The organism is Alkalicoccobacillus plakortidis (genome assembly GCF_023703085.1).
Taxonomy (GTDB): domain Bacteria; phylum Bacillota; class Bacilli; order Bacillales; family Bacillaceae_D; genus Alkalicoccobacillus; species Alkalicoccobacillus plakortidis.
On sequence record NZ_JAMQJY010000001.1, the window covers coordinates 2,173,714 to 2,198,879 of the forward strand.

26 protein-coding genes and 2 pseudogenes are annotated in these 25,166 nt (G+C 39.3%); 8 read left to right on the forward strand and 20 right to left on the reverse strand.

From position 1 onward, the window contains the following. Positions 1-6 precede the first annotated feature (6 nt). Both NDM98_RS11475 and aldA read right to left on the reverse strand, forming a co-directional pair. Complete coding sequence (locus NDM98_RS11475) at positions 7-480, reverse strand: GNAT family N-acetyltransferase (protein ID WP_251607642.1); 474 nt, start codon at positions 478-480, stop codon at positions 7-9. Positions 481-621: 141 nt separating this feature from the next. Next, positions 622-2,064 carry an aldehyde dehydrogenase gene (aldA, locus tag NDM98_RS11480; protein ID WP_251607645.1) on the reverse strand — a complete coding sequence of 481 codons (1,443 nt, stop codon included), beginning with the start codon at positions 2,062-2,064 and terminating at the stop codon, positions 622-624. A gap of 244 nt (positions 2,065-2,308) precedes the next feature. Here aldA and NDM98_RS11485 point away from each other — a divergent pair, with 244 nt between their 5' ends. The 3 genes and pseudogenes from NDM98_RS11485 (at position 2,309) to NDM98_RS11495 (ending at position 4,903) form a co-directional block, all read left to right on the forward strand. Then, positions 2,309-2,608 carry a DUF3817 domain-containing protein gene (locus tag NDM98_RS11485; protein ID WP_251607648.1) on the forward strand — a complete coding sequence of 100 codons (300 nt, stop codon included), beginning with the start codon at positions 2,309-2,311 and terminating at the stop codon, positions 2,606-2,608. 116 nt (positions 2,609-2,724) lie between these two features. Further along, the gene (locus tag NDM98_RS11490) at positions 2,725-3,069 is read left to right on the forward strand and encodes a YflT domain-containing protein (protein WP_251607651.1); all 345 of its coding nucleotides are present in this window, start codon (positions 2,725-2,727) and stop codon (positions 3,067-3,069) included. 179 nt (positions 3,070-3,248) lie between these two features. Continuing rightward, positions 3,249-4,903: pseudogene (locus NDM98_RS11495) on the forward strand (IS1182 family transposase). Positions 4,904-4,928: 25 nt separating this feature from the next. On the opposite strand, the gene NDM98_RS11500 reads toward NDM98_RS11495, so the two are convergent. The 3 genes from NDM98_RS11500 to yxzF form a co-directional block, all read right to left on the reverse strand. Further along, positions 4,929-5,261, reverse strand: a complete 333-nt coding sequence (locus NDM98_RS11500) for an EAL domain-containing protein (protein WP_308807740.1) — start codon at positions 5,259-5,261, stop codon at positions 4,929-4,931. Continuing rightward, on the reverse strand, positions 5,197-6,594 hold the full coding sequence (locus tag NDM98_RS11505; RefSeq protein WP_251607654.1) for a GGDEF domain-containing phosphodiesterase: 1,398 nt from the start codon (positions 6,592-6,594) through the stop codon (positions 5,197-5,199). The genes NDM98_RS11500 and NDM98_RS11505 overlap by 65 nt, the downstream gene beginning before the upstream one ends. Before the next feature lie 122 nt (positions 6,595-6,716). Continuing rightward, entirely contained in the window at positions 6,717-6,833 is a 117-nt protein-coding gene (gene yxzF / locus NDM98_RS24910) for a small protein YxzF (RefSeq protein ID WP_506324397.1), read from the reverse strand. Between the two features lie 132 nt (positions 6,834-6,965). Between yxzF and NDM98_RS24455 the strand changes: the two genes are divergently transcribed. Then, a complete protein-coding gene (locus NDM98_RS24455) occupies positions 6,966-7,511 on the forward strand; it encodes a YpiB family protein (RefSeq protein WP_251607657.1) in 546 nt (181 codons plus the stop codon). A gap of 9 nt (positions 7,512-7,520) precedes the next feature. Here NDM98_RS24455 and NDM98_RS11515 read toward each other — a convergent pair whose 3' ends face one another. Together NDM98_RS11515 and NDM98_RS11520 are read right to left on the reverse strand one after the other, a co-directional pair. Continuing rightward, entirely contained in the window at positions 7,521-7,865 is a 345-nt protein-coding gene (locus NDM98_RS11515) for a hypothetical protein (protein ID WP_251607660.1), read from the reverse strand. A 242-nt stretch (positions 7,866-8,107) separates the two neighbouring features. Further along, positions 8,108-9,193 carry a M20/M25/M40 family metallo-hydrolase gene (locus NDM98_RS11520; RefSeq protein WP_251607663.1) on the reverse strand — a complete coding sequence of 362 codons (1,086 nt, stop codon included), beginning with the start codon at positions 9,191-9,193 and terminating at the stop codon, positions 8,108-8,110. 323 nt (positions 9,194-9,516) lie between these two features. Here NDM98_RS11520 and NDM98_RS11525 point away from each other — a divergent pair, with 323 nt between their 5' ends. From NDM98_RS11525 to NDM98_RS11540, 4 genes and pseudogenes are all read left to right on the forward strand, one after another. Next, positions 9,517-10,446: a metal ABC transporter solute-binding protein, Zn/Mn family gene (locus NDM98_RS11525; RefSeq protein ID WP_251607666.1), complete on the forward strand. Its 930-nt coding sequence runs from the start codon at positions 9,517-9,519 to the stop codon at positions 10,444-10,446. 3 nt (positions 10,447-10,449) lie between these two features. Continuing rightward, positions 10,450-11,209 (forward strand): annotated as a pseudogene (locus tag NDM98_RS11530) (metal ABC transporter ATP-binding protein). Then, on the forward strand, positions 11,187-12,083 hold the full coding sequence (locus NDM98_RS11535; RefSeq protein WP_251607669.1) for a metal ABC transporter permease: 897 nt from the start codon (positions 11,187-11,189) through the stop codon (positions 12,081-12,083). The pseudogene NDM98_RS11530 and the gene NDM98_RS11535 overlap by 23 nt, the downstream one beginning before the upstream one ends. Further along, entirely contained in the window at positions 12,080-12,955 is an 876-nt protein-coding gene (locus NDM98_RS11540; RefSeq protein ID WP_251607672.1) for a metal ABC transporter permease, read from the forward strand. Before NDM98_RS11535 ends, NDM98_RS11540 begins: the two co-directional genes overlap by 4 nt. 38 nt (positions 12,956-12,993) lie before the next feature. Here the strand turns inward: NDM98_RS11540 and NDM98_RS11545 are convergent, their stop codons facing one another. From NDM98_RS11545 to NDM98_RS11605, 13 genes are all read right to left on the reverse strand, one after another. Then, positions 12,994-13,479, reverse strand: a complete 486-nt coding sequence (locus NDM98_RS11545) for a GNAT family N-acetyltransferase (RefSeq protein WP_251607675.1) — start codon at positions 13,477-13,479, stop codon at positions 12,994-12,996. A gap of 24 nt (positions 13,480-13,503) precedes the next feature. After that, on the reverse strand, positions 13,504-14,259 hold the full coding sequence (locus NDM98_RS11550) for a Cof-type HAD-IIB family hydrolase (RefSeq protein WP_251607679.1): 756 nt from the start codon (positions 14,257-14,259) through the stop codon (positions 13,504-13,506). A gap of 22 nt (positions 14,260-14,281) precedes the next feature. Then, on the reverse strand, positions 14,282-15,652 hold the full coding sequence (locus NDM98_RS11555; protein ID WP_251607682.1) for a dipeptidase: 1,371 nt from the start codon (positions 15,650-15,652) through the stop codon (positions 14,282-14,284). A 134-nt stretch (positions 15,653-15,786) separates the two neighbouring features. Beyond that, entirely contained in the window at positions 15,787-17,466 is a 1,680-nt protein-coding gene (locus tag NDM98_RS11560) for an SLC13 family permease (RefSeq protein ID WP_251607685.1), read from the reverse strand. A gap of 115 nt (positions 17,467-17,581) precedes the next feature. Continuing rightward, entirely contained in the window at positions 17,582-18,301 is a 720-nt protein-coding gene (locus NDM98_RS11565) for a response regulator (RefSeq protein ID WP_251607688.1), read from the reverse strand. Further along, positions 18,279-18,938, reverse strand: coding sequence for an ATP-binding protein (locus tag NDM98_RS11570; protein WP_251607691.1), 660 nt, complete (start codon positions 18,936-18,938; stop codon positions 18,279-18,281). Before NDM98_RS11570 ends, NDM98_RS11565 begins: the two co-directional genes overlap by 23 nt. Positions 18,939-18,946: 8 nt before the next feature. Then, entirely contained in the window at positions 18,947-19,918 is a 972-nt protein-coding gene (locus NDM98_RS11575) for a PAS domain-containing protein (RefSeq protein WP_251607694.1), read from the reverse strand. 149 nt (positions 19,919-20,067) lie between these two features. Then, on the reverse strand, positions 20,068-21,606 hold the full coding sequence (locus NDM98_RS11580) for a methyl-accepting chemotaxis protein (RefSeq protein ID WP_251609109.1): 1,539 nt from the start codon (positions 21,604-21,606) through the stop codon (positions 20,068-20,070). Further along, positions 21,512-22,069 carry a cache domain-containing protein gene (locus tag NDM98_RS24460; RefSeq protein WP_251607697.1) on the reverse strand — a complete coding sequence of 186 codons (558 nt, stop codon included), beginning with the start codon at positions 22,067-22,069 and terminating at the stop codon, positions 21,512-21,514. The genes NDM98_RS11580 and NDM98_RS24460 overlap by 95 nt, the downstream gene beginning before the upstream one ends. A 196-nt stretch (positions 22,070-22,265) precedes the next feature. Beyond that, a complete protein-coding gene (gene nadD / locus NDM98_RS11590) occupies positions 22,266-22,886 on the reverse strand; it encodes a nicotinate (nicotinamide) nucleotide adenylyltransferase (protein WP_251607700.1) in 621 nt (206 codons plus the stop codon). Next, positions 22,887-23,342: a beta/alpha barrel domain-containing protein gene (locus NDM98_RS11595; RefSeq protein WP_251607703.1), complete on the reverse strand. Its 456-nt coding sequence runs from the start codon at positions 23,340-23,342 to the stop codon at positions 22,887-22,889. Further along, the gene (locus tag NDM98_RS11600; protein ID WP_251607706.1) at positions 23,317-24,573 is read right to left on the reverse strand and encodes a nicotinate phosphoribosyltransferase; all 1,257 of its coding nucleotides are present in this window, start codon (positions 24,571-24,573) and stop codon (positions 23,317-23,319) included. The genes NDM98_RS11595 and NDM98_RS11600 overlap by 26 nt, the downstream gene beginning before the upstream one ends. A 21-nt stretch (positions 24,574-24,594) precedes the next feature. Then, the gene (locus NDM98_RS11605) at positions 24,595-25,140 is read right to left on the reverse strand and encodes a cysteine hydrolase family protein (protein WP_251607709.1); all 546 of its coding nucleotides are present in this window, start codon (positions 25,138-25,140) and stop codon (positions 24,595-24,597) included. Positions 25,141-25,166 lie beyond the last annotated feature (26 nt).

Sequence of the window (25,166 nt, forward strand, 5' to 3'; positions counted from 1 at the left end):
TAAAAGCTACAGGGTAAAAGACTGGATTGTACGTTTTTCATGATCTTCCAACTCTTCAAAATGTCCATTTGTATATTCATGAATAACTTTTTTCCAAAATGCCTGAGCAGGTTTGTTTTCCTTTAGCTGCGCAACAACCCAGTTTCCATGCCAACGCTTAAACACTTCAAATGCCGCTTTTCTCCCTACTCCTTTTCTTGTAAATGGTTTTAATACAAAAAACTCATTTACTGCATTTGGAGATGAATCAGAGGTAGCTTCAAGAAGAACAAAGCCAGCTAACTGCTTATCTACCTTTATAAATAACGGTTTTAGATGTGGTTCAATCCAGTAACCATCTAACTTAAATGGTTCAAACCTTCCGTCTTTTTCAAGTTTAATATCTTGTAGATACTCACTAAATTCATAAATATAAAATTGCATAAGATTATGCAGGATAGGAGCCTCTTCACGTTTAATCGGTAAAATTTGCACTTCCATAGGATATCCTCCTCTTTTTCGGCTCATCATCTACATTCTTTTATTATGCAGAATATCCTCTATAAAAAACAAGGAAAGGAAGTGACTTTACCTAAAGAATACCTGCGAGGAACAGATCCTCACAGGTATTTGAGCTACATCTTACTCTTGTTTAAATTGCATATAGACGGCATGTGTCACAAGAAAGTCTTCTACTCCGTGCTTACCATCTGTACCACCAAGACCCGATTGACGCAAGCCTGCATGATAGCCTTGAATTGCTTCAAAATTTTCTCGGTTCACAAATGTTTCACCAAATAAAAGTTCGTTGGCTGCACGCATTGCTTCATGGTAGTTCTCAGTGTAAATAGACGAAGATAATCCATACTTGGAATCGTTGGCCCATTCAATAGCTTCATCGAACTCTTTAAACGTCAAAATTGGTAACACTGGTCCAAAAATTTCTTCCTGAATGATCTCAGATTTTTGATCGACGTTAACAAGAATAGTTGGTTCGTAGAAAAATCCTTTTTCTGTTTTCGCTTGTTGTCCACCAGTCACAAGCTGCGCCCCTTCTTCAATGGCGCGTTGCACCATGTCATGAACCCCATCCAAATGTTCCTTATTAATTAATGGTCCAATATCCGCTTGTTTGTCTTGAAGTGGATTACCATACGTTGTTTCTTTAAATGTCTTTGTTAGTTTATCAATAAATTCTTCCGAGACATCTTCATGAACATATACTCGCTCAGCATTTGTACATGCTTGTCCATTGTTTGTTAACCGAGATGCAGCGATATTCTCAACCGCTAGATTAACATCAGCGTGTTTAGTTACAATGGCTGGAGCCTTGCCGCCTAGCTCTAAATTCACTTTAGTCATATTCTGAGCTGCAGCTTCCATAACCTTTGTTCCAGCTCCAACACTACCTGTCATCGTAATCATGGCAACTTTCGGATGACTAGCCATTACATTACCTACTGAAGATCCCTTACCTGTAATGAGGTTATACACTCCCTCTGGCAGGTCGGATTCATCAACTAACTTTGTAAACTCAACAGCCGTGTTAGGTGTTTGTTGGCTCGGTTTTAATACGATTGAACAACCAGTTATTAACGCCGTTGCCACCTTACGAGCTAAGATAAATACCGGGAAGTTCCAAGGAACAATTCCACCTACAACACCAATTGGCTTTCGCTGCATGAGGATTTGTTCATTCGGCCGATCACTTGGCACAATCTCTCCTTCAATACGTCTAGCCCACTCGGACATATAATAGAAATAGTCGATAGCTGTTTGAACTTCTCCATTTGCCAACTCATAGTCTTTCCCTTGTTCCTCAATTAAAAGTTCAACAAAACGTTCTTTGTTTGCCTCAAGACGTTGCCCAAGATCTCGAACAATTTTGCCTCGTTCTACTTGAGTTTGCTTAGCCCATTTCTTTTGCGCTTCAAAAGCCGTTTCAATTGCTTGGTTTGTCTCTTCTTCTGTTGCGTTCGCTATTCTTGAAATCAATTGCTCAGTAGATGGATTAATCACATCGATGATTTCATCTGATTTTGAGTCAACATACTTTCCGTTTATATATAATTGATGTACATTCATTGATCGCTCACTCCTATTAAAATGAAGACTGTTTACTCTCTTTTATTGATGAATCGCTTGATCGGAAATTAATTAATCTACAGAAAAGTTTATAATTTGTAGATTGTACTGAGTGTGTACCCCTTACAAATACTGATAAACCTTACTGTTGTCATTCACAAAAAATTCATGGGCTAAAACGTATTCTTCTTTTATTAAGTAGTACAATAGAAGGTACAATCATAAATCTAGGAGGATATACTATATGAGGGATCCGATCAAACAATTTAAAGTCATTGGTTATTTAGAGGGGATTTCATTTCTACTCTTACTTGGAATTGCGATGCCACTTAAATACATGATGGGAATGGACATGGCCGTGACTATTGTTGGGGCCGCGCACGGTGCTTTGTTTGTGTTATATGTTGCCGCAATATTTTATATGATGATTCGTGTTCGTTGGTCGCTTTTAACAGCTCTACTAGCTTTCATTGCATCAATTGTCCCCTTTGGTCCCTTTATCTTCGACGCCAAAATATTAAAGCATCAAGAAACTCCCGCATAAGTAATACAATGCAAAAGCCTGAGATAGGCTTTTGTTTTTTTTACATACATATTTATTAACCTTATGTTTTATCCTAAACAAGTCGGGTAAACATTAAGTACAGGAGGCGATTAAAAATGAAACCAGTATATAAAGAATTTCAAAATGACGAAGAAGTGGTAACAGCAGTTAACGCTCTTAAATCACAAGGTGTAGATGAGGATAATATCTACGTTATTACACATGATGATGACCGAACAAACCGTGTGGCAGATAACGCAGATGCCAATACTGTAGGTGTAAGCGAAACCGGTCTAGGTACATCAATTAAAAACGTATTCCGTAAAAAAGGTGACGAGCTTCGTGCAAAATTTGAGGAACTTGGATTTAGTGCTGATGAAGCGAAATTACTAGAGGACAAGCTAGACCAAGGACAAATTATCCTTGCAATTAAGGATGCACCATCAACACTAACACTCTAAAATGCAAAAAGAGGCTGGGACAAAACCCAGTAAAGTGACTAAATGAAATAGACAGGCATCTTCGGATTTTCCGAAGATGCCTGTCTACTTTTTATAGATAAATCATTGGTTTTTAGAAGCAAAATAAGGACCCCTCTGATAGAATTAAGTTACCACACAAAACCCAAAGGGGGATCCTTATGTTTAAACAGTATACCATGCATGATGTCATTTTACCGCTTGATTTAGAAAGAAAATTACCGAAAAATGATATTGCTTTCACCGTGAACACTCTAGTTGAAAGTATCCCAGACGAAGCCTTCGACGCTTTCCTCCGGAAAACGGGACATCCTGCTTATCATCCTCGTATGATGATGAAAATTATTTTGTGCGCCTACACTCAATCGGTCTTTTCAGGTCGTAAGATTGCAGCCCTTCTTCAAGACAGTATTCGTATGATGTGGTTAGCCCAAGAGTATCAACCTAGCTATCGCACCATCAATCGCTTCCGAGTGAACCCCGATGTTCAAGACCTTTTGCGCCAGTGTTTTGTCCAATTCCGCTGTCAGTTGGTCCAGGAAAAGGTCATCGAAGAAGAAGCGATCTTTATTGATGGGACTAAAATCGAAGCGAATGCCAATAAGTTTACCTTCGTGTGGCGGAAGTCTACAGAAAAATATAGTGCTCAGTTGATGGAAAAGTCGAATCGGATGTACGAAGAACTTGTCGAACAGGAGATTATCCCTGCCATTGAAAGAGAAAACCCAGAAGCCCTCACGGACGAGGAGTTAGCACAGGTAGCAGAGAAACTTGACGACACCGTGCAGGGATACGATCGCCGTATTGAGGCAAGTGAAGATGTGGCCGAACGAAAGCAGCTACGCTCAGCACGTAAAGCACCGAAACAGTACCGTAAGCAGTATAACGACTTCATTACACGCAACCAAAAATATAAGAGGGATATGGAAATCTTCGGAGATCGTAAGAGCTATTCGAAGACAGATCCCGATGCCACATTTATGCGCATGAAAGACGATTATATGAAAAATGGACAGCTTAAACCTGGGTACAATGTGCAGTTGGCGACCGAAGGTCAGTATGCCTTGGCTTATGATGTGTTCCCAAATCCTACAGATACGCGAACCTTTATTCCTTTTTTAGATAAGATCGAACAGGATTTCTTTGCGTTACCCAAATATATTGTCGGAGATGCCGGGTATGGCAGTGAGCGAAATTACGACGATGTCGTCAGCCATCGGAAACGTATTCCTTTGATCACGTATAATCAATACCGAAAAGAGAAGAAAAAGAACTATAAACAAGACCCCTTCCAAATGTCTAACTGGCCATATGATGCCGAAGAGGATGCGTTCACTTGTCCAAATAATCGGAAACTAGCTTTTCACTATCATTCCGAAAAGCGTGATAAAGCGGGTTTTATGCGAAAGTACCGTGTGTATGAATGTGAGGATTGTTCGTCTTGTCCCTTCCGAGCTCAATGTACAAAAGCAAAAGAAGGAAATCAGAGAAGGATCTATTACAACGAACGTTGGGAAGAACAAAAAGCCTATACGAGACAGCTGCTTGCCGAAAAAGAAACAGGTGAAATCTATGGCAAACGCAAAATCGATGTGGAACCAGTCTTCGGATTTCTGAAGGCTAATTTGCGTTTCACTCGAGTCTCTGTACGAAGTAAAGAGAAAGTGAAAAATGAATTAGGATTCGCGTCATGGCGGTGAACATAAGGAAGTTCACCGCTAGAGCCGTTAGGTTTTCAAGATATTTTAAGAATCGAGTATCAAAAAAGATCTCCTTCACCAAGAAAATGGTGATGGAGATCTTTTTTTGTATCTGAGACTAGTTATGTCCCAGCCTCTTTTTTAATGTAACAATGTAAATAATTCTTTTTTTAATGATTTTGTAACACCCTCAATTGTATCGTGAGGTACTGGTTTACTGAAATAAAACCCTTGAATTTCATCACAGTTCATCCTCGTTAGCAGCTCTAATTGCTCCTCTGTTTCTACTCCTTCTGCTGTAACTACCAAACCGAGCTTTTGTGCCAGTGAAATGATAGAGGTAACAATATGATAATCCTTTGAACCACTCATTATATTTTGAATAAATACTTTGTCAATTTTAATTTTATCAACAGGCAACACGCGCAGATAGTTTAACGATGCATGACTTACACCAAAATCGTCTATCGCTATTTGAAATCCAAGCGCTCCTTAACCGTTTTAGCTTATCAATTGTCGCTGCTTCATTCTGCAGAATTGAATGTTCTGTAATCTCTAGTACAATTCGGCTTGGATTCACTCCATGTCTTTTGGTTGTGTTTAAAAGAGTGGCTTCCAACCGTTGTGACTCAAGCGTTTTAGTAGATAAATTAACAGATACATGAAAGTGTTTATCTAAACAACTACCGACCTGCTGACAGACCTTATCAATAACCCATTCATCTATCATCTCAATAATTCCGCATGCTTCTGCCACTAGAATAAATTGATCAGGTGCAATAAATCCTAATTTAGGACTAAACCATCGGATAAGTGCTTCGAAGTGAATACGCTGTGTATGAAGGTGAATAATAGGTTGGTAATAGACAGTGAATTCTTGGTTTTCAATTGCCTTGTTCAGCTCTCTTTCAAGCATGTGACTATCTAGCTCTCCATTTGGACGACTCTTACAGTCACTGTACCTTTCAATCCGATTCCCACCTAGCTGCTTCGCTTCAAACATGGCACGATAAGCCTGCATAATCAATCGATCAACGGTCTCTGTTTTTTCTGTTAAGGCTGATATACCAATACTTGCTGTAACAAAAATTTCAAGACTATTCACTATGAACGGTTCCACAAGGGAATTCTGTACATCTCGAGCTAACCTAGGTGCACGTTCACTATCCTCGATTGAAATAATTAATTCATCTCCAGTAATACGAGCAAGAATGGATTGATTATCCAAAATAGAATTCATTCTAGTCGCAATTTGGGTGATGATGTGCTCGATTCGCGCATGTCCAATTTTGTCTATAATATTGTTAAACTTATCTATATTCACATATAAAAGCGCTAAAGATTTATTCTGCTGTTGTTGGTTTTCCAGCTTCTGTTGGACGAATTCTCTAAAATAGTTGAAACTCGGTAAACCCGTTTTCATTTCAAACGTTGCTTCATTACCTACCTTCATATGCTCAGAATAAACTAACAAAAGCTTGTAAGAAACATTATTTGTTTCAATTGGAACGCTAATTATGCGTTCATAATCAGTTGCGTTTATTTTTTCGCTATATTCAACCGCAATATTTTCTCCAAGTGCTTTTAGAAATAATGAATGCATCCGCTCTGACCTATATCTTGGAATAACGTCATCCATAAACTTACCCACTGATTGCTTTGTTAGATAAGTGGTTTCATCAGCTTTTACACTAATATAATCATACCGAAACCGACCGTCCACATACTTTAATATATACACCGTATCATACGTATTACGTAGGGCATCGGCTAGCTTCATTAATTGAATATTAGCTTGTATAGTCAAGGTTGTTTACAGACTCCTTTCTTCTGCGTCCACTCAGAAGTCCCTACTTTTATATCGTAAAACAAAGCGGTTATTTCAAGTATTTCCACTAAATAAGTTTTCAGTTCATGATTGGGAAATGATTATGATGATTTGGTTGCACTATCAGCTTTCTTTTTCTTACGTTCTTTAACTATTTTTAGAATGACTGGATACAAAACGGGACCCCACCTAATTGCTAATCGAATGATTCTTGGCATCTTTGCACACCCCACTATCTATTATGTATGTTTAATATTCCCTTGATTTTCAGAAAAGAAACATTTTCATTGTTTTTACGTTATCATAGTAGGGAAGACATCAAGTATCATTGTTTATAGGTAGGTGATTAGGTGAATAGATGGGTCTCTACTTCAGAGAAAACATCCTTTTTACAATGGTTCCTAAAAAACCATCGCTTAAAAAGCAAAGAAGCTCGCACAATTTTAGACTATTTGATCAACCACTCTCATATTTTAGAAAATACAACTTTTAGCCATACACTTTCTACTGATTCAAAAACGATTGTGATTTCTAGCATGCAATCAGATGAACCTGGCTTTATTTATTATGACCACGGTAAAAAAAGTGAGGACCCTTCAAAAGTGCTTGGTGATTTCATGGCGCATCCAGGGACAAAACGAAACATGATGATTCATTTTTACGGTAGCCACATACATTCTAGTTATCAGAAATTAGTACAAACTCCTATTAAAGAACAGTTCCAAAATTATAAGCGCTTTAAAAAGTATGAACTAGCAACAAACAGCGTATTAAGCCAAGTCCAACAGCAAACAGACAGAGCTAGCCTGCTTGCTGATATTGACCAGGCTCTAGATGAACGAAATGAAGCTCGTTTTAAAGAATTAACGCTCCTACTAAGAGAGTTGGATCAGTAACATTTGTAGTTATTGGTTCATTTGCTCAATCGTTTGTAGGGCTTTTTTAAGCAGAAGTGGTGCTGTTTTGGTCGAGTAAGAGAGTTGCAATCGTTCCGTTCTCTTATGTGCATCTTTTCCAAATGGCCCGATATTTATTGTTGGCATATCAATGTGAGCGATTTGCTTCAGCGGAATGTCATAACCATGCTCAAATAAAGGCATGTGACGTTGCAAGGAATCAACAGCTGTTTCATCATCGCTGACCCGACAATAACTTACATCAGACAGACCGGGGAAAAAAGTTTTAACAGCTACTTGCTCCCCGCACAGCTCGGCTGCATAATGCCTTAGTTCATCAACCATCTGGAGCATATTATGATCCTTTGTACGATCCAAACTCACATGTGGATAATAGGGAGGCTGAAGTAATACTAAATAAAATGGTGCCAGGTCAAGGAAATAACTTGATAGTTTTCTAGCAATCCCTAAAGTTTGTTCGGAATAATCCTCTGATCCAGTACTATTTAATTCAAGCGCTTCCTTGAAAATATGGTCAAATGACTGACCATACTTCTCTATCCCTATTCTATAGAGATCCTGTATTGTATATACTTTCAGTTCAGGAGCCTCACTATTTCCCCCCTGGGAATATGGGTTTGGGCTGAACGAAGTGTAACAAGACGTTCATAGATATTTTTACTTGCCCGATCACACGCTGCTACCACTTTATCTACTACTTCCTCTGGCTGAGTAGACAGCGTCAATACATTGTATAAGAGGTAGGCTTCATTTGGCGTTTGCACATCATAACTATCCTTCAAATCTCTAATTCGCAGACATGTTGGAGAGGGTGATTTTTCACCTTCTGCGTTATCTGCAAAAACCTCTGACCACTCCATTTCAACGGCAATTTGAGCTGCCATAACAGATGCGTTAATGCCCTCAAGAGGCTGGCCTACATGTGTCTCTCTTCCTAGGCAATAAATAAATGGTAATAGTTTACCTGTTGAACCTGTGTAGATATACTTTTGATAATCATTTGGGAATGAAGAGAAGTTCGGCTCACTACAAATACACGCATCAAAAGTCCAACCCTCACGCTTCAATCGATCGAGTTCATCCACTGCCGCAAACATTCCTTTTGAGAGTTTTTCTTCATCGGGGACAGATACTAATAAAAGATTCTGATTTTTCGTTTTAGACTCACTAAAGTCTTGTAAGACAGAGAGCTGCATGGCTAGACCGGCTTTCATATCCATCGTACCTCGACCAAATAAATAATCCCCAGAGTCTAAATCACCTTTAGCATGTGCATCCAAATACCCTTCTTTTTCTTGTTTTAATTCCATTTCTAATTCGTTTGGTAAAAAGGCATATGGTTTATATTGACCAAAATCATCAACACCTACCACATCAAAATGGCTCAACAAAAGAGTAGCATGTTTTGATTCGGGATTTCCTTCCATCAAAGCGATAACGGCCTCCCTTTTTAGTGGGTCTCCATTTATCGGGGTTCTTGTAATGTGATGAGGATTTTTTTTGTAATATTCCATACGGTTAAGAATTGTAACGATTGCATCCGCCATCTCACATTCGCCATGAGTTCCAGAAACACTAGGCTGACTGACTAATTCAAGAGTTAGTTGCTTCACTCTATCTGCATGTTCATATTGCGTTACCTTCTTCTGATCCATCATCATCGCCCCTTCTATCTCTCTTTATTTGAACCTTTCTGATACGTCTATTTTTAAAAATATGCATGTTCAACCTAAATTGCCTCTGATTTGCATATAATACTGAATCAACGTAGGTCGTTTTTCTCATCATAACAATATTGACGAAAAGTGACGAATGATTTTATCAATTTATTCTTCATTTCTTGTCAGGTTATCTCCAAAGATTTATAAGCTTACAATCTTGACATTTTTGCCGTAGACTATTAAAGTTTACTTAGTGCAACTTTTAGTCGCTTGTCATACTTTTTAAAAGTAAGAAGGTTTTTATCAAAGAGGGGAATTTCAGCATGAGAAAACCATTTGTTGCTATATATACGGTAATTATAGCGGTACTTGCCTTATCTGGCTGTCAATCTGCAACTGAACAAGCAGCTGATGGTCAACTATCGGTCGTTACTACAACCGCACAAATTGCTGACCCGCTGCGTATAATTGGAGGCGATCGAATTCACGTTGAGAGCTTAATGGGTTCAGGAGTCGATCCTCATCTATACGAAGCCTCACAAGGTGATATCAGCAAGCTTGAACAAGCTGATGTGCTCTTTTATAACGGTGTTCATTTAGAAGCTAATATGAGTGAAGTGTTTGAACATACATCTGTACCAACTCTTGCATTTGGAAGTGCCGCAGATCCTGCAGAATTACTTGAGGATCCTGCATCAGCAGGCTCTCCTGACCCCCATATCTGGTTTGATATTGATATCTGGGAAGAAGGTATAACGGCCGCTGTTGAAAAGCTAAAGGAAATGTCACCAGAAGATGCTTCATTTTTTGAACAGAATAAACAAGACTATCTAACTCAATTAGAGGATTTAAAGGCTTATTCAAAAGAAAAACTAAGTTCCATCGATGAAGATCAACGAGTACTCGTTACAGCTCACGACGCCTTTCAATATTTTGCACGTATGAATGACCTAGAAGTAGTTGCCTTACAAGGGCTAAGCACAGAATCTGAAATTGGTATATCCGATGTACAGTCAACGGTTAACACGATCGTTGAAAAAGACGTACCTGCCGTATTTGTTGAATCGAGCGTCAACAAATCAGCCATTCAATCTGTTATCGAAGGCGTACAAAGACAAGGCCACCAAATTTCACTTGGTGGGGAGCTGTACTCTGATGCAATGGGAGAAGAAGGCACAGAGGCAGGCACATATATAGGGATGTATCGCTATAATGTAGATACCATATACGATGCTCTTTCAGGAGGGACATAAACGATGTCACATGTATTAGAAGTAAACAATATAAGCGCGGCTTATCGGAAAAATAAAGTATTGGATCAAGTGTCCTTTGCCGTTGAGCAAGGCACACTAACAGGGATTGTTGGCCCCAATGGAGCAGGTAAATCCACTTTAATTAAAACTCTTTTGCAGCTTCATCCATCTCTTAGTGGAGATGTTGCTTTTTTTGGTCATACTCTCAAAGCAGAAAAAACACGAGTCGGCTACGTTCCTCAGAGAGGCTCAGTCGATTGGGATTTCCCCACAAATGCTCTGGATGTTGTGATGATGGGCCTTTATCAGAAAATTGGCTTGGTTCAAATGGCCAATGCGTAGACATAAGGAAAAGGCATTTGAAGCGTTAGATAAGGTTGGCATGGGCGATTATGCTAATCGGCAAATTAGTCAGCTTTCAGGAGGACAACAACAGCGTGTCTTTTTAGCAAGAGCGTTGATTCAGGAGGCCGACCTGTACTTTATGGATGAACCTTTTGCTGGTGTAGATGCCTCAACGGAGAAAGCCATAATGACCATTCTAAAAGAACTTAAAAACACTGGTAAAACAGTGCTTGTTGTTCATCACGATTTGCAAACAGTAACCGATTATTTTGATCAGGTTCTGTTATTAAACAAATCTGTGATTGCACACGGTCCAACACAGACTGTGTTTACTGCAGATACCATTGCAAGTGCATATGGTGGTGCCGTCCGATGGATGAAGGAGGGAATTACGAATGGCCATCCTTCTCTCCAGTAACTTTCAATGGGTTCTGTTAAGCACAACACTTTTAGGTATTGCTGCAGGGATGTTTGGTACATTGGCTTACTGGAGAAAACAAAGCTTGATGAGTGACGCACTCTCTCATGCTGCCTTACCTGGTGTAGTGATTGCTTTTTTGATCATGAACGAAAAAAACCTACCTTTCCTTATTCTTGGAGCAGGTATAAGTGCCTTGCTTGGCGCGTTGTTCATTCAAACGATTAAGAACTCAACTCGCATCAAAGAAGATACAGCAATGGGTATGATTCTCTCCGTCTTTTTTGGTGGTGGAATTATGCTTCTTACCATCGCCAATCGCTCCGGTGGTGGGAATCAGAGTGGCTTAGACAGTTTCATTTTTGGTCAGGCGGCTACAATGGTTCAATCAGATGTCTATATGATGGCGGGATTAGCCGGACTTGTTATTTTCATCATTATTATAGCCTTTAAAGAGTGGAAGCTCTTTTTATTTGATCCAAGTTTTGCTCAAGGCATTGGTTACCCTCTCAAAGGAATGAATGTCATTTACTTACTTGTTCTTGTTATTACCATTGTCATTGGTATTCAAGCAGTTGGAGTCATCTTAATGGCTGCTCTTCTCATTATTCCGGCTGTCAGCGCAAGATACTGGACTCACTCTTTCCGGACAATGATGGGACTTTCAGCAGCATTTGGAGGCGTTTCTGGTGCACTCGGCACATTTATAAGTGCACAAGGAGCAGGTTGGCCAACGGGGCCATTTATCGTGTTATCTGCTTCCTGTTTATTTCTTGTCTCTTTAGTTATCGGAAAAGAAAAAGGGTTACTAATTGAATGGTTGGAATACCGTGCAGTTCGACGAGATAATCAGCCGAAAGGAGGCCAGGCATGACATATGTTGCTTGGATTCTAGTAACGGCTTCTTTAGTAGGGATGTCGTGCGGGATGATCGGTGTTTTTCTCGTATTAAGACGAATGGCTATGATGGCAGATGCAATCAGCCATACTGTACTACTTGGAATTGTGTTAGCTTTTATGATCACACATAGCCTCGAAGGCGTTCACATGCTAATTGGAGCTGCACTCGCAGGTTTATTAACGACCTACTTAGTTCAATGGTTCCAATCAAAAGGAGTTCAATACGATGCTTCTATTGGCGTTGTGTTCACAAGTTTGTTTGCGATTGGCGTGATCTTAGTTTCAACAAGTATCGGGAACGCTCACTTAGACATCAAACACACGCTAATGGGAGAAATTGCATTTATCCCGTGGAATACCGTCACACTTCCGGTAATTGGGTTCGAGGTACCCGTAGCTACATTGACACTATTTTGTGTATTCCTACTTGTGCTAGGTCTAATCTTAGCCTTTTATAAGGAATGGAAAATTACTGCTTTTGATCCTGCTTTAGCTGCAAGCTTAGGGTTTCCTGTCATAGCTCTTCATTACCTATTTATGACGTTAGTCTCTCTAACAACGGTCGCTTCATTTGATGCAGTGGGAGCAATCCTTGTGGTAGCGATGCTTATTACTCCAGCAGCATCTGCTTATTTATGGACAGAGCGATTGTCGATTATGCTAATATTAAGTGCTTTGTTCGGCGTTATTTCTTCTATAACGGGGTATTACATTGCCGTATGGCTTGATACATCCGTTTCGGGTTCAATGGCCTTTTCAACTGGTATCGTGTTTGTCATTAGTTTTATCTTCTCGCCTTCACATGGAATGATTTCTCGCTTGGATTCGTCCACAAAAAACAAATAATGAAAAGGCTGCTCTAATTGAATAGAGGCAGCCTTTTTTTATGTTGTCATGATTGTTGGATGAGTCATAACAATAAAATCAGCATCCTTGGCCGGAAACGTTGCTACACTCTTAAATCCAGTGTTTTCATACAACCGAATCGCTCGAGTATTAAAGGTTGCAACAGACAACCTAACTCCTGCATCTGGAAATTGTTTTTTTAAATAAGAAACGATTATTCGAAAAAAATCCTTACCATTTCCTTGACCAGTATAGGAGGGCGCCATGCCTATTCCAACATCAACATAACTCTCTCGGTATATACCGGCAGCTCTTCCTTCTGGTACTTGAGCAGATGGGCCAATACAGAATATCCCGATTAGCTGATCTCCATGTCGGACGGAGTAATAAGCATTTATCAAAAACTCCTGCATGGCCTCAGCCTGTGATTTAATATTGTAAAAATCATATGGCGACTCGTATTTCCATTGAATGACACGAACAGCATCTTCTGGTGTGATGTCTGCTATCACACAGTCCTTCATTGGACAGCCTCCTTTAGCATGACGTTACGACGAGAGCACCCAAGTACGGATAGCCTTCGCAACACCCGCTTCGTCATTTGTTGAAGTGACCCAGTTTGCTGTATCCTTCACTAACTGTTGAGCATTGCCCATTGCCACTCCTATTCCGGCCTCTTTAATCATAGCTAAGTCATTTAAGCTGTCTCCAACTGCCATAACGTGATCCATTGTGATATTAAGATACCCACAAACTTTCTCTAACCCTCTTGCTTTATTTACTCCAGCAGCATTAATTTCAAGGTTAGTTGGACTTGAGTTACTAATCTCAAGCTCACCATGAGATTGAAGTTCTTTTAAGATTGCAAGACGAATCTCATCATCTTCCACATCAAATCCAAATTTCAACCACTCAGTTTGATGGATATCATCAGGCATCTCATTTCTCCAAACCTGACCAACAGATGTTGCCCACGCATGTGTACCATGCTCATTACGCAGGTCCCACATTCTTTGCACAAGCTTGCTATCTAATTGATTTCGCTCCATTAAATTTAAATTCTTATCCCAAATCTCGCTGCCATTCACTGTCACCAAATAAGAGCTAAGCTTTAGTGTTTCTGCAAACTCGCTACACGTCATTAAAGAACGCCCTGTGCTCAGTACAACATATATACCTTGTTCCTGAGCTTCAGATATTGCCTGTGCATTTTCTTTAGATAACTGATGATTTGAATCAAGTAATGTCCCATCTATATCTAATGCGACTAGTTTAATCTCTTTTTTCTCTCTTTGTATGGTCATTATACTCTCCTATCTCTGATCTTTAATCGAATGTTACTGTTTCCCAGTACGTAATTAATGTCTCAATTCCTTTATCATAATTCTCTAGATGAAAATGCTCATTCGGAGCATGGAAATTCTCACTCGGTAAACCAAATCCCATCAATAGGATAGGAATATTAAGCACCTGGTCAAAGGTTTCAACAACCGGGATAGAACCACCCATCCTAGTAAATAAAGCTGGTTCTCCGTATACTTTCTCATAAGAGTCCGCAGCCGTTTTAAAAGCTGGATGATCGGTAGGTGCTAAAAATGGCTTACCTTTATCAAAACGTTTAGTTGTAACCGTTACGCCCGGTGGGGTATGAGCCTCCAGATGCTTCTCAATGAATTCAGAAATCTGATCTGGATCTTGTCCTGGCACCAATCTGCACGTAATCTTAGCATGAGCCTCAGAAGGAATCACTGTTTTGACACCTTCTCCTTGAAAGCCTCCATAGATTCCATTCACTTCTAACGTTGGGCGGATCCACGTATGTTCACGCGCGGTATACCCTTTTTCCCCAAAGAGTTCTCTTACACCTAACTCGTCCTTTAGCTCCGTTTCATAATCACCTAAGTTCTTATAACTTTCACGTTCTTCTGCTGTTGGCTCAATTACGTTGTCATAGAAGCCTTCTACTTGAATTCTTCCGTTCTCATCTCGTAAGGTATCAAGCAATTGAACTAACGCATGAATGGAGTTTTGAACAGCACCACCGTATAATCCAGAATGCAAGTCACCCTTTGCACCTTTCACATCGACCTGAAGGCTACACATACCTCGTAACCCTGTACATACAGCCGGTCTTCCTTTTCCAAGCATCGGCGTATCAGAGATAAGCAAAACATCCGCTGCAAGTAGCTCTTTATTATCGGCCACAAACGCATCAAGACTTGGGCTGCCAATTTCCTCTTCGCCCTCAATCAAAAACTTTACGTTAAAAGGAAGCTTGCCATTTACTTTAAGTAACGCTTCCACAGCTTTGATATGCATAAATGTTTGTCCTTTATCATCACTTGCACCACGAGCAAAAAGCTTCTCATCGTGAATAACCGGTTCAAAAGGAGGACTATCCCACAGTTCGACTGGATCTACTGGCTGAACATCATAGTGGCCATAGACTAGGATCGTATGAGTATTGTCTGCAGAACTCCACTCACCATACACAACAGGATGACCTGGCGTCTCCATAAGCTCCACTGTGGTTAGTCCGGCTTTTTCAAGTGATTGAACAGCCCACTCTGCTGCTTTGCGCACATCCCCTTTATGATCTGAAAGTGCACTAATGCTCGGAATACGCAGGAACTCAATTAATTCATTTAAGTGATTCTCGCGGTTTTCATGAATGTAAGTCAATACGTTGTTCGACATAAACCTCTTCCCTTCGTTTGTTAAATATGTAGTTAGAATTAGTGTATCACAGCACTGTCCAAATGAAACGGTATGACTCCTAGACAAAAAAATGCCAGGAGCTTTTTAACGCCTCCTGGCTTGGGTATGATTCGTTATCTAAAACTTTCTGGGAATATTGTAAGGTCTATTCCCCATAGAACAGGCAGTAACAAATAGACTGCTGCTATAATGAGGACCGTAGCAATAATATTTACAATGAAACCAACACGAACCATCTCAATAATTTTCAGCTTACCTGTTCCAAATATAATGGCATTTGGTGGCGTCCCAACCGGCAACATAAAGGCACAATTTGCTGCCAGTGCACTTGGTATCATTACAGCATATGGATGAATATTAATAGCTAGAGCAAGTGCTGCAACGATTGGCATAATCATTGTTGCCGTAGCTGTATTAGATGTAATTTCAGTCATGCCCATAATAAGTAATGTAGTAGCTACAATTACTAAGAAAATATGCATACCGTCTAATACTTGAAGTTGCTCTCCCATCCAATCGGATAAACCAGAAGATGTAAATCCTGCCGCAATCGCAAGACCTCCTCCAAATAACAGGAGTACTCCCCATGGAATATCTCTGGAATCCTTCCATTCCAAAATACGTGAGCCAAATTTTTTAGAAGCTGGCATTAAGAAAAGCGCAGCTGTTGCAGCCATAGCAATCATTCCATCTTTTAGATCAAGATCCGTAAAAATCCTTGTCCAAATCAACTCTCTTGTAACCCACATAAAAGCAGTAATAATAAATACGGTTAGTACTGCTTTCTCTTCAAACGACATTTCACCTAATGCTTTGCGCTCTTTCGTAATAACTTCTTGACCACCCGGCAAGCCTTTAATTGTCATCTTAAAAGCAAACCTTCCTAGGTATAGCCAAGTAAACACTAATAAGATTGCTACAACCGGTGCAGCAAAAAGCATCCATAATGCAAAGGAGATCTCTACACCAAATAATTCATTTACCTGAGCGGCTAGAATGATATTTGGAGGTGTTCCAATTAAGGTTCCAAGTCCTCCGATTGTTCCCGCATAACCAATTCCAAAAATTAAGGCTTTCTCAAACTTAGGAAGCTCCTTTTCTTCTGGTTTTCCCTTTAAAGCAGAAGCAACCTGTGCTGTAATTGCAAGTCCCATTGGAATCATCATCATAACGGCTGCAGTGTTTGAAACCCACATGGATAAAAATCCTGTCGCAACCATGAACCCAAGTAGGATACGCTGCGTACTTGTACCAATTAAAGCGATAATCCCTAAGGCTAATCGTTTATGAAGGTTCCATTTTTCCATAGCTGTTGCAATAAAAAATCCGCCTAAGAATAAAAAGATAATATCATTTCCATATGCAGATGTAACTGTTCCAGAATCAAGAGCACCTGTTAAAGGCAATAATATAATTGGCAATAGTGAAGTTGCAGGAATCGGCATGGCCTCTGTGATCCACCATGTCGCAACCCAAAGAGTCACCGCCAGTACAGCTTTCCCTTCAAAAGAAAGACCATCTGGTTGGAAGAAAAACAATGTTAACATAAACAATAATGGACCTAGTATTAAACCAACAAGCTGAGGTGTTTTATATGGTTTTTTTACTTCTTCATCATTATTGGGGTCCTGATTCTTAGAACCGTTTGACCCTGCTTCAGCCTTATTATTTTGACTAGACGCCTTTCTAGCCGCAGCTGCATCTTTTTGATAAGAGAATACATTTATTAATCGTTTAGTCTGTCTATGTGATTGCCATAAACTTTGCCAAACACTTTGAGTAAAAGCTCTCATGTGCAATACCTCCAATTTGTAAGCGTTTTCTTCATTTTGAAGCATTATTTTATATCCGTCCACTATTAAAAACTAATGACAGGACTTATGTAACTTATTAAAGTGAGAAATGTCACTACTTCTCTCCCAAAAATAGTGACATCATGTATTCATTTCCTTTTGCACTAACTTTATATTGCTGAAGCGGTCTTCCTGAACCTTCGTAGGATACCTCCATTTCTAAAAACTCGCTCTCTTCTAAATAACGGAGATACTTTCTAAGGGAAACCCTAGATATGGATGACGCTACTGCCAAATCAGCTGTTGAAAACCAGCTATCAAAATGCTTAATTTCTTTTAGAACTCTTAGAAAAGTATGCTTAGTTATGCCTTTTGGCAGTTCCTCTTGACCCGATTCATCCACTCTGTTTCTGGATAAGAATAAATGATCAAGCTCTTCTTGCTTTAATGCTTCTGTTTGAAGTTGATTAAATTGATGTGCGTATTGACTCAATGCCTCTTTAAAACGCTCAAATTCAAAGGGTTTCATCAAGTAATCAACTGCACCAAATCTAAGCGCCATCTGTATAGATGTTTGGTCATTTGCGGAGCTGACTACGATGACATCTGTCTCCATACTTTTAGATCTTAGCTCTGTCAGCAGCTCTAGTCCATTTTCATGATTGATGTAAATATCTAACAAGATTAAATGCACTTCTTCTTTCTCTAATATCTCCCATGCTGTCTTAATCGTATTAGCTGTACCTACTAATGAAAAGCCAGCAACACGCTCTAAATAAATCCCATTAAATTTTGCAACCATGGGATCGTCTTCAATGATTAATACGTTTATCATATTCTACTCCTTGTAACGGCAACTCTGCCCTTAATGTAACACCTTCATCATTATTAGCTAATAGTTTCAGCTCTCCCCCTACTTCTTCAGTAGAAGTGAGCATTAGATACATGCCATAGCCTCTCTCTGATCCCTTAGTAGAATTCCCTTTATCTAAAAGCTGGTCAAGCTTTTCCTGTGCTATTTTTGCACCGTTGTCTCTGACTTTCCACAGAATATTCTCTCCATCATAATCAATCGTCACAATTATTTTAGGATTTTTTATTGTCGAAAGTGCTTCAGATGCATTATCGAGACTATTGCCAATTACTGTTATAAGAACATTTAATAGTTTAGGCTCTTTCACCACTGGCCATGATGATTCACCAGTAAGACTAATCTCAATTCCATTATTTTTCACCATATTAAGCTTATTTAAAAGATAGCCTACTAACACTGGGTCATTAAGATGCCTTGAAATCCAACCGACATCCTCTTGATAATAAGTTGAGATCGTTTTGATATATGTTTGTAATTCATCGTATGACTCCGTATGAACCATTGCAGATACTACATGAAGCTTATTCATAAACTCATGAGTATGCATACGTAAGGCTTCAGCATATGATTTGATTCCTGATAACTGATCCAAGCGCAAGAGTAAACTCAGTCTTGTCCTGAAATGTTGCCATCGCTCCCATACGTACTCCATTTGAATCTACAGGCACTCGATTTACTACCAAGCTCAAGTTCATTGAGAGTAACCTGTTGATTACGTTCTATCCTGTCTTTCTTCAAGACATCGTGCAAGTTAAATTCAGGTATGAACTCAGCGACATCCTGATAGAGTGGACTTTTGTCTAAACCGGCTTTTTGGAGCATCTTCGTCGCAGCCTCATTCACAAGAATGATCTTACCACTTGAGTCAATGGCAAGAATGCCTTCTTGTACAGAGGATAAAATGGCTTCCCTTGTTTCTAATAGCTGAGCAATTTCAACTGGCTCAAGATTCTGCATCGACTTTTTCACTTTAGAAGCTAAAAATACAGCGCCAATGATTCCAGGAATTAGACCAAAAAAGCCACCTAACAATACCATGAATTGACTCCGATAAACCGCTTCGTTAATGTGAGCAGTCAAAATACCCACGGACACTACACCTATCTGCTCTCTTGTTGTCTCATCAAAAACAGGGATAAATGCTCGTAATGATTCACCAAGCGTACCCTCGGCAGTAGATGTATATGTCTCCCCCTCAAAAGCTAGGCCCTCATCATTTCCAACAAATTTTTTTCCAACTTGATCAAAGGTTGGGTGCGTTAAACGTATACGATCCATATCCATCACAACAATGTATTCTACATTCGTCTCAGATTGTACTTCTAATGTATACTCCTGCAATCGTTCTCTTGTATTCTCATTTGTCAAACCTTCTATAACAACTGGCGATCTCGCAAATGATGTGGCAATGGTCCAGACCTTGTCTTCGAGCGAAATCCTTGTTGTTTTTGCATTGTCATAAGCAACAAGGATACTCGTACAAGAAAGTGCGATTAATACAACCATACACACAAGTAAAATAATGATCGTTTTTAAACTATAGGTTTTCTTAGAATTTTCCCTCTTAAAATCACTCACTTTAATTAACGACCTTTCTTGAGATAACCCTTACATCACTATACTCACTATAACAAAGAAGACTTTAGGATAACAGAGCAGGAACGTTCATCGATTCATAAATAAAAAGCCTAATCATAACGATGTATGATTAGACTTTTTCACTTCTCTCACCATTTAAATACTTGTACCAATTCTTGTAGCTCCTCCGAGAGACTAGATAAGTTTTCGGCTGAACTTGCGATCTCTTCCATAGATGCAAGTTGTTCTTCTGTAGAGGCAGAAACAGTTTGCATTTCGGTTGTAGTCTCTTCGGAATGAGCTGCTAACTCGTTAAATACATGTACAAATTCTTTTGTCCCTGATGAAACTTTATTTGCTTCTGAGGTCACATAGGTGATTTTTTTAACCATGTTCTTTATATGCTGATCAATTGTCGCAAATGATTGGTTTGCCTGACTAGCTACTTTTATTCCATTTTCTACTTCTGTCCCTCCAACTTGCATCGCATCGGATGCCAAACCGGCTTGTTCTTGAATGGCTAGAATCATATCGCGAATTTGTTCGCTGGCTGCTGCAGATTGTTCGGCAAGCTTCCTTACTTCCTCAGCAACAACTGCAAAACCTTTGCCATGTTCTCCTGCTCTTGCCGCTTCAATGGAGGCATTTAATGCCAACAAATTGGTTTGTTCTGCAATTTCTTTAATAACAGCTGTTACTTGATTTATTTCTTTAGAGCTACTTCCAAGTTGTTTGATTCGTTGTGCAACAGTTACGCTTGTTTCTTTTATTGTATTCATTTGATTCATACTCGTCTTCACTGCTTGACTACCAGCGACAACTACTTCTTGCACATCTCTTGCTGTAGAGGATGCAACATTCGTTTCTCGAGCCATTACGTTCACAGATTCTGAGAGTTGACTTGCTTTATTTGTACTGCTCTCCATTCGAGTTCCTTGCTCTTCTGTTGTACTGACAACCTCTTGTACTGCGGTAGTAATTTGTTCTGTAGCCCTGGTATTTTGTTCAGAGCTTGCAAGTAACTGCTCAGATGCGGCTGCTACTTGTGTCGATTTATCTAATACTCCTTGAAGAAGGGCTAGGAAAGAGACTCGCATTTGTTCAAAGGAGTTCGCTAACTCACCAATCTCATCTCGTCGATTTTGTTTTAATTCCTTGTTTTCACTAAGATCTCCTGTTCCAATGCGTGCTGCAGCTTTGGTAAGACTACGTATTGGCTTTGTAATGGAACGAATGACACCAGAAATAATGATAGCTCCAAGTAGTAGAGTGATCCCAATAACCGTAAGTGTTGTCCACAGAATTGGATTCACAGTACTATCTACTTCTTTCGTAAAATAGGTACCTGCAAGCTTCCAACCTGTAAGTTCATTTGTACGAAAGCTCATATATTTCTCTTCCGCTTCAAATGTATATTGAAATGATCCTTCCTCAGATTGATACATTTTTGCAAAGAACTCCTCTTGGGCAACTGTACCAATTTCATTAGAGGGGTGAGAAATAAAGCTTTGATTTTTATCTAAAAGAAATAAATAACCATCCTCTCCTACTTTTATCGCCTCAAGCATACTGGTCAGATTGTTTAATTCTAAATCAATGGCGACAACGCCACTTCCATCTTCTAGAGAACGAGCTAGTGTAACAGATACCTTTTTGGTTGCAAGTGACGTATAAGGTGCTGTAACAATAACCTCTCCACCCGCTCCTTTTGCTTGCTTGGTACCAGGACCTCTCTCGAATATCAAACGTATCTGGGTACTCAATAAAAGTTGGTTGATAGATGAATGTACCAGAATCTGTCCCTATTATTACCTGTCCCACATTTGATTGTGAAACATTAAATTGCTCTAGATAACCTGATACTTCTCTCTCTATACTACTGTCATCTAAAGACACATCTGATAGCTCAGCAGCAAGTAGATTGAGATTCTCTGTTTGTGAGGTAATGTATTGATTAATCATTTGATCGAGTGTATGTGTACTTTCCTGTGCTTCTTGCATCATCAATTCATTTGTATTTTCCTTAGCACTATTATAGGCAAAGTACCCTATAACAAGTGGTGGCAACGTTAGGATGAAAACAAAAGAGACAATAAGCTTCAATCGTATGCTGAATCCTTTTTTCTTCTGTTGCTTCTTTTTCCTTGTCATTCGTCTTCTCTCCTTTTTAGCCGAGGGCAGTCCTTTCTCTTTTATCGGCTTCTTACAATTAAAGGTTAAGAGAAAAAACAGTAAAAAAGGCTTAATTAGCAATTTCATGCAAAAAAACCGAACTGTCGTTCATGCTGGTGGCAGCATGAACGACAGTTCGGACCTCTAATTTCTTATATTGAGTCTTTCAAAAGTGCTAGGAATCAGTATCTAGGTATAATTGATTGTTCAGTATATATTGATAGCAGCTCTCTGGCAGGAGATAGCGTGGCTCTCCTCCCCTACTAAACTCTTCTCGAATATACGTTGAACTTATTTCCATAGCTAATCCCTTATCTACCAAGTGGAATCGACCATCATCAGCATTACGCAGCAAAGGAGATTTTGAGATGGTCTTAAGCATATCAATTCCATCACGGGCCATCACGATGAATTGATGTTCTTCGACAAGCTTTTCACCTTGAACCCAACTGCCTTTTCCGATATTAACTAAGATATCGGCTCCCATCACAAAAAATAACTCATCATTCGAATACTGTTCTTTTAACCTTTGCATGGTGAAATATGTGTATTGCTTACCAATTGGAGCATCGAGTTCTTCTGTAGACAGCTCAAATCTTGAGTCATCCGCTATTGCCAGTTGTATCATCCGGATTCGATGTTCATCATCACTTCTTAAGCTTTTATCTCGTCTCTCTTTAGAAGATGGAAGAAACAACATTTTATCAAGCTTCTTGCGATGAAAAATCGTAGAGGCTGTCCAAAGATGTACATTCGTTATGGGATCAAAAGCTGAGCCGTATACTCCAATTTTCACTTATTCCACCTCGTGGTTTGTATTTTTCCCCGCAATCATCTGTTCTTTTAATTCTCGTAATTCATCTGAAAGGACTACCGGATATACTTCTGGAACTTCAAGTCGTAAGTACTCTTCCCAAAATGTAGATTTGCTTTTTTGATGATACTCTCTGATTTGCGGAAGAGAGGGCTTTTCATAAACTAACCGTCCATTTTCAAAAATCTTCTTATGAAGTTCCTCATATGTAAAGTGACGGATGCTTTTTGATTTTAGTGGATTGGTAGGGTGTTTTAAAATTAATTCTTCTTTGCCCTCAAGTGACTCGTGATCCAAACAAATGTAATCACCCTTCGCCATATGGTTTTGATCATATAACCGATAAACCTTTTTGCGCCCTGGGTTTAACACTTTCTCAATACTCTCAGAAATCTTAATTAATGAGATCCATTCATCCTGCTTGGTACTGACCTCCATCACTTTTTAATTCATGATGAAATGGGCTACGCGCTACTATTTTATGGACTCCACCTAAGGCTGGATTGTCATACGCCGTAATAAATTTAGTTCCTACACCCCAGATATCAATTTTGGCACCTTGTTGCTTCAAAGAGGCAATGGTTGCTTCATCTAAGTCATTTGTGGCAGAGATTTTAACGTAGTCCAACCCTACCTCATCAAGTCGCTTACGAACCTTTTTTGATAAATAAGCTAGGTCACCACTATCTAAACGAACCGCAACAAGTTTTTGCCCTCTTTGTTCCATTTCTTTTGCAATTCGAATCGCATTTGGAAGTCCGCTTTCTAATGTATTCGTTGTATCCAATAAAAGAATGACTTTTTCTGGAAAAGTATCGGCGTATGTTTTAAATGCTTCATATTCACTCTCATGGAACATGATATAGACATGAGCCATCGTTCCGGTTATAGGAATCGCAAACTCTTTACCTGCTTTCACATTACTTGTTGCATCAAAACCTGCTATGTACGCCATTTTAGCTCCGTTTACACTAGAATCTCTTCCTTGCGCACGGCGTTTACCCATCTCAAGTAACACATCTCCGCCAGTGACAGTTATTAAACGAGAACCCTTTGTAAGAAGCAACGACTCTGAATTAATGGTGTTCAGTAGCATCGCTTCAATCCAAATACACTCCCAAACTGGCGCTTCGATACGCAGGGATGGCGTATTGGGAAACACTAAGTTTCCTTCTTCAATTGAATATAGATCACCACTAAAACGCAATGCACGCAAATCATCCAGAAATGCTTCATCAAACGACTCTGGTTGTTGGCGAAGATATTCAATGTCTTGCTCATTAAAATACAAACTAGAAAGCATGGAAATAAGGTGATCTAATCCACCAAATGCTACGTATCCACCTAACTCCCCTCTGTAATCCCCAACCCCACGAACAAAAGGAGGTTTCCGGTAAAAATCATCATAAACAACGTGATTCTTATGGACATTCTGCTTCCATAATGCGTACATCATCGTTATCGCATAATAATCTACATCAAGCGCATAATCCTCAGTTGGATTATAAAACGGAACTACTTGATAACCAGCATTGTCACCACAATTTTTACATTCATGTTCAACATTATCATCTTTTAAAAAATGCGGATGTCCACATGATGAGCAAATATGTACGAATCTATATTCCTTTGGATTAACAAAATCAAATAGCGTTTTTCCTTGTACCATAAAAGTAACTCCTTTTTCTGACTAGCAGATGGTGGCCCCAAGACAGTTTTTGAAATGTTCAAGCGCCCACTCATGACCAGTTTGGTTAAAGCTTGCAACAGCATGTTGATGAACAACAATTTTATATTGAAGAGAATAAGCATAAACAGCTGTATGCAATACACAAATGTCCGTCACATCTCCAATTAGATGGACTTCAGTGATGCCCCGTTCACGCAGCTTAATATCAAGATCGGTTCCAACAAAAGCAGAATATCTTGTTTTATCCATAAAATAAACGTGTGGATACTCTTTTATCTCATTATAATATTCTCCAAGAGATCCATATAAATTCCGCCCTGATGTATGACGAATATTATGAGGAGGGAATAGTTTGTTTTCAGGATGAAATGGATCGGCTTGATCATGCGCATCAACTGCAAATACAACAAAATGACCATCATCAACAAATTCTTTAGTCAGTTTAACGACTTCTGACTCAATCGCTTGACCTGGTGATCCAACTGTTAACGCCCCATCTTGAGCAATAAAATCATTTGTATAATCAATATTAATTAACGCCTTCAACCGAATTCCTCCTCGGTAAACTTTTA

What these genes read in the sequence shown, in the direction of transcription:
- NDM98_RS11490 (WP_251607651.1), top strand. Translation starts at nt 2,725, where the DNA reads ATGAAACCAGTATATAAAGAATTTCAAAATGACGAAGAAGTGGTAACA.
- NDM98_RS11595 (WP_251607703.1), bottom strand. Translation starts at nt 23,342, where the DNA reads ATGGAGGTCAGTACCAAGCAGGATGAATGGATCTCATTAATTAAGATT.
- NDM98_RS11565 (WP_251607688.1), bottom strand. Translation starts at nt 18,301, where the DNA reads ATGATAAACGTATTAATCATTGAAGACGATCCCATGGTTGCAAAATTT.
- NDM98_RS11555 (WP_251607682.1), bottom strand. Translation starts at nt 15,652, where the DNA reads ATGTCGAACAACGTATTGACTTACATTCATGAAAACCGCGAGAATCAC.
- NDM98_RS11535 (WP_251607669.1), top strand. Translation starts at nt 11,187, where the DNA reads ATGGCCATCCTTCTCTCCAGTAACTTTCAATGGGTTCTGTTAAGCACA.
- NDM98_RS11550 (WP_251607679.1), bottom strand. Translation starts at nt 14,259, where the DNA reads ATGACCATACAAAGAGAGAAAAAAGAGATTAAACTAGTCGCATTAGAT.
- NDM98_RS11520 (WP_251607663.1), bottom strand. Translation starts at nt 9,193, where the DNA reads ATGATGATGGATCAGAAGAAGGTAACGCAATATGAACATGCAGATAGA.
- NDM98_RS11525 (WP_251607666.1), top strand. Translation starts at nt 9,517, where the DNA reads ATGAGAAAACCATTTGTTGCTATATATACGGTAATTATAGCGGTACTT.
- NDM98_RS11475 (WP_251607642.1), bottom strand. Translation starts at nt 480, where the DNA reads ATGGAAGTGCAAATTTTACCGATTAAACGTGAAGAGGCTCCTATCCTG.
- NDM98_RS11485 (WP_251607648.1), top strand. Translation starts at nt 2,309, where the DNA reads ATGAGGGATCCGATCAAACAATTTAAAGTCATTGGTTATTTAGAGGGG.
- aldA (WP_251607645.1), bottom strand. Translation starts at nt 2,064, where the DNA reads ATGAATGTACATCAATTATATATAAACGGAAAGTATGTTGACTCAAAA.
- yxzF (WP_506324397.1), bottom strand. Translation starts at nt 6,833, where the DNA reads ATGCCAAGAATCATTCGATTAGCAATTAGGTGGGGTCCCGTTTTGTAT.
- NDM98_RS24460 (WP_251607697.1), bottom strand. Translation starts at nt 22,069, where the DNA reads ATGACAAGGAAAAAGAAGCAACAGAAGAAAAAAGGATTCAGCATACGA.
- NDM98_RS11515 (WP_251607660.1), bottom strand. Translation starts at nt 7,865, where the DNA reads ATGCTCCAGATGGTTGATGAACTAAGGCATTATGCAGCCGAGCTGTGC.
- NDM98_RS11560 (WP_251607685.1), bottom strand. Translation starts at nt 17,466, where the DNA reads ATGAGAGCTTTTACTCAAAGTGTTTGGCAAAGTTTATGGCAATCACAT.
- NDM98_RS11600 (WP_251607706.1), bottom strand. Translation starts at nt 24,573, where the DNA reads ATGGTACAAGGAAAAACGCTATTTGATTTTGTTAATCCAAAGGAATAT.
- NDM98_RS11545 (WP_251607675.1), bottom strand. Translation starts at nt 13,479, where the DNA reads ATGAAGGACTGTGTGATAGCAGACATCACACCAGAAGATGCTGTTCGT.
- NDM98_RS11540 (WP_251607672.1), top strand. Translation starts at nt 12,080, where the DNA reads ATGACATATGTTGCTTGGATTCTAGTAACGGCTTCTTTAGTAGGGATG.